The sequence below is a fragment of the Mesorhizobium sp. M7A.F.Ca.ET.027.03.2.1 genome, from assembly GCF_003999175.1.
GTDB lineage: Bacteria > Pseudomonadota > Alphaproteobacteria > Rhizobiales > Rhizobiaceae > Mesorhizobium.
In genome coordinates this window covers 1-2,658 of sequence record NZ_RZOM01000869.1, presented here as the reverse complement: position 1 = coordinate 2,658, position 2,658 = coordinate 1, and the positions used below count along the sequence as shown (strand labels likewise).

2 protein-coding genes are annotated in these 2,658 nt (G+C 64.6%); both read right to left on the bottom strand.

Annotation, left to right across the window (positions count from 1 at the left end; all coding sequences use genetic code 11):
* The coding region (locus tag EN750_RS28215) for an ABC transporter ATP-binding protein (RefSeq protein WP_145967975.1) at positions 1-1,496 on the bottom strand (1,496 nt) is incomplete at its 3' end.
* Positions 1,497-1,633: 137 nt separating this feature from the next.
* Positions 1,634-2,632 carry a glucokinase gene (locus tag EN750_RS28210; protein ID WP_127398689.1) on the bottom strand — a complete coding sequence of 333 codons (999 nt, stop codon included), beginning with the start codon at positions 2,630-2,632 and terminating at the stop codon, positions 1,634-1,636.
* Positions 2,633-2,658 lie beyond the last annotated feature (26 nt).

Sequence of the window (2,658 nt, the reverse complement as noted above, 5' to 3'; positions counted from 1 at the left end):
ATCGAGACGCGCTGGCGCTGGCCGCCGGAAAGGGTCGAGCCGCCTTCGCCGACCGGCGTGTCGTAACCTTGCGGCTGCTGGCGGATGAACTCGTCGGCTGCCGCCTGTTTCGCCGCCTGCTCGATCTCGGCGTCCGTGGCCGACAGACGGCCGTAGCGGATGTTGTCGCGGATCGTGCCTTCGAAAAGATAGGGCGCCTGCGCCACATAGGCGATCGACTGCCGCAGCGAATGCTTGGTTACCTTCGAGATGTCCTGGCCATCGACCTCGATGCTGCCCCGATCGACGTCGTAGAAGCGCTGCAAGAGCGCCACCAGCGTCGATTTGCCGGCGCCCGACGCACCGACGATCGCCGTCACCTTGCCGGCCGCGGCGGTAAAGCTCAGGTCCCTAAGCACCGGCATGTCGGCGCTGTAGCCGAACGTCACATTGTCGAAACGCACCTCGCCGGTGGTGATCCTCGCCTCGACGGCATCGGGTGCGTCGCCCTGTTTCGGCTCCAGGTCGAGCAACTCGTAGATCATGCGCGCGTTGACCAGGGCACGTTCCATGCCCACCTGTGTGCGCGCCAGGCGTCTTGCCGGATCGTAAGCCATGATCAGTGCGGTGATGAAGGAGAAAACCGCGCCCGGCGGCTGCCCAAGATACAGCGCCCGGTAGCCGGAATAGGCAAGCACGGCGGTGATGGCGAGACCGCCCAGAATCTCGGAAATCGGCGACAGCCGCTCCGAGACGCGGGCGATCTTGTTGTTACGCTGCTCGGCCGTGTCCGCCATGATGCCGATGCGGCGCGCCAGCTCGGCCTCCAAGGTGAAGGCCTTGACGATGGCGATGCCTTGCGTGGCTTCCTGCACGGACCCGTTCAGCCGCGAATTGATCAGGACGGATTCCCGGTTGATACGCCGCAGTCGGCGGGTGATATAGACGACGGCCCAGATCAGTGGAGGGCCGATCAGCAGCGAGCTGAGCGACAACACCGGATCCTGATAGATCATCACGCCGACGAGAGCGACCAGCGTGACCGCGTCGCGGCTGATGGAGGTCAGTGTCAGCGACAGCAGATCGCGAACGCCGCCGACATTCTCGCTGACCTGTGCCGCCAGCCGACCGGAACGCGTATCGTTGAAGAAGTTGACGCCGAGCTTCATCAGATGGTCGAAGCTGCGCTTCTGGTAGCGCGCGACCAGATTGTTGCCGATACTGGCCAACGCGACTGCTTGGCCGTAACCGGCGAAGCCGCGCAGCAGGGAGGCCCCCATGAAACCGGCGCAGATCAACCAGAGCATATCGCCGCGTCGTTCGTAGAAGATCTGGTTGATCATCGGGGCCATGATCCACGCCGTGAAGGCAGTGGTGCCGGAAACGATCAGCAGGCAAGAGACGGCGACGACATAGGTCCAGCGATACTCTTTGCCGTTTTCAGCGAGGATGCGGCGGAGCACCGCTGTGACCTCGCCGGGCCGGGCTTTTTGTTTGTTTGGAGCTTCAAGTGTCAAATCGGGAGCGCTTTGTGGTTTTCCGCCTCGTGGGACCGGGGCTGCAAATTCGGCACCCCTCTTAACGCCCTGCGGCCTGATTGCCTATGCCCGCACCTGATTAACTTCGTCGCGGGGCGCGAGCGCTTCGCTGGCTTTCAGGCCTGCCAGCGCCGGCCCTCCGTCTGGACACCGAACAGCAAGGGGTTCCTGGCATAGGCGGCAAGGCCCAGAAGTGCGGCCAGCGGGTGGGTGATGACGTAGACCGGCATGGTGCGCATCATCGCGCTGTGCGGCGCCTTGTCCTCGAAAGCGGCCCGGAAATTGCCGGCTTTCAGCGCCGGCACGATCTTCTGCGCGATGCCACCGGTGAGGAACACGCCGCCGCGGCTCATGAACACCAGAGCAAGGTCGCCTGCGGTGCGCCCAAGGCAGGTGACGAAGATCTCCAGCGCTTCCTCTGCAACCGGATCGGTTTTCGCAAGTGCCGCGGCAGTGATCTCGGCCGGCGTGGTGAAGGGCGACGGCTTGCCGTCCGCCTTGGCTACCGCCCTGTAGACATTGACCAGACCGCGTCCGCACAGGATCTGCTCGCCCGAAACGCGGCCTTCGAGCTTCTCGATATGCGGAAAAACCTCGAAATCGCGCGGTGTGCGCGGGCCGATGTCCATATGGCCGCCCTCGCCGGGGACCGGTATCCAGTGGTGCAGCGCGTGGACCAGCCCGGCGACGCCGAGCCCGGTTCCTGGACCGAGCACGACGCGCCCGGCATTGGGCTCCGGCGTGCCGCCGCCGATCTTTTCCATGTGCTCCTCGCCGAGCGCGACGACGGCCAGCGCCTGCGCCTCGAAATCGTTGAGCACGACGATGTCGCTCAGGCCGAGGCTGGCGAACATTTTCCTCGGCTTGACGATCCAGGGGCAGTTGGTCAGCTCGATCTCGTCGCCGTCGACCGGGCCAGCCACCGCCAGCACCGCCGAATTGGGACGCACCGACGAGCGGTCGAGCACGGCCGCCTGGATCGCCTCGTCGATGGTGTTGTAGTTCGCCGTCTGGACAATGGTCGGCTCGCCTGCCTCGGAATTGGCGTCGAGCACGATCGAAAAGCGCGCATTGGTGCCGCCGATGTCGCCGATCAGGATCGGAAACCGCAACAAAGTATCGTCGTCGCCTGTGCGTGGCA